This window comes from Xanthocytophaga flava, from assembly GCF_030068545.1.
GTDB classification, from domain to species: Bacteria; Bacteroidota; Bacteroidia; order Cytophagales; family 172606-1; genus Xanthocytophaga; species Xanthocytophaga flava.
The window spans coordinates 1-916 of the sequence record NZ_JASJOR010000090.1 but is presented as its reverse complement, the minus strand read 5'-3'; the positions used below and the strand labels follow the sequence as shown (position 1 = coordinate 916).

Genomic DNA, 916 nt, shown 5'->3' with positions numbered 1-916 from the left:
CTGCTCAAGAATCGTCTGCTCAAGAATCGTCTGCTCAAGAGCCAACCCAGGCAACTTTACCCAACAGAGGTATCCGCTTTAAACGTGTAATTGTGCGGGATGCGACCAGTTTTCAACTACCGGCTCGATTGGCTCCTTTTTATCAAGGACCTGCTGGTGATAGTACAGGCAGTGTGATCAAAATCCAACAGGAAGTCGATCTGCTAAGTGGAAAGCTACTTCGACTCGATTTTCGAAATGGAACAGAAAATGATAGTCAGTATTTGACACAAAAAGGGTTTTGTGTACAGGCTGATGATTTACAACTAATGGATCTAGGCTATTATAAACTTACCCATTGGGCAAGGATTGACCAGCAAGGAGGGTATTTTATTACGCGTTATAAAGTAGGAACCCAACTATGGGTACAAGATAACCTACCCAGTTCTGAGCAACCCAGTGCTGAGCAACCCAGTTATAAACGGCTTGATTGGGATACAATCCTTGATAAACTAACTAAAAACTCCCAGAAAGATCTCTCCCAGAAAGATTTAAACGCTACCCTATCGCATTCAACGTCCTATTCGCTAGAAGAGCAAAATTCACTAGAAGAGCAAGTCTACTTGCAGGTCGATAAAAAAATGCTTCCCCTTCGGATACACTTACAACTTCTGCCACAACAGGTTCATCAAAAGCGATTGAACCAATACAGACTTAAAGAAGGGAATCGATCTAAAAAACAAAAGCCGTATGCAACCTCGGTCTTGAAAAAGAGATTAGCCGCTTATAACATTTTTTTGACCAATGCCACTGACCTTTCTACCGAGTCGATCTGTCAATTATACACGCTCAGATGGCAAGTTGAAATATTGTTTAAAATATGGAAAAGTATTTTCGCTTTGAATCAGGTAGGAAAAATGAGTCTGGCTCGCTTTGA

Annotated in this window: 1 protein-coding gene; it reads left to right on the top strand. The window is 41.4% G+C overall.

Translation table 11 applies throughout. From position 1 onward, the window contains the following. On the top strand, window positions 1–916 hold a 916-nt coding region (locus QNI15_RS38870), incomplete at both ends, for an IS4 family transposase (protein WP_314037600.1).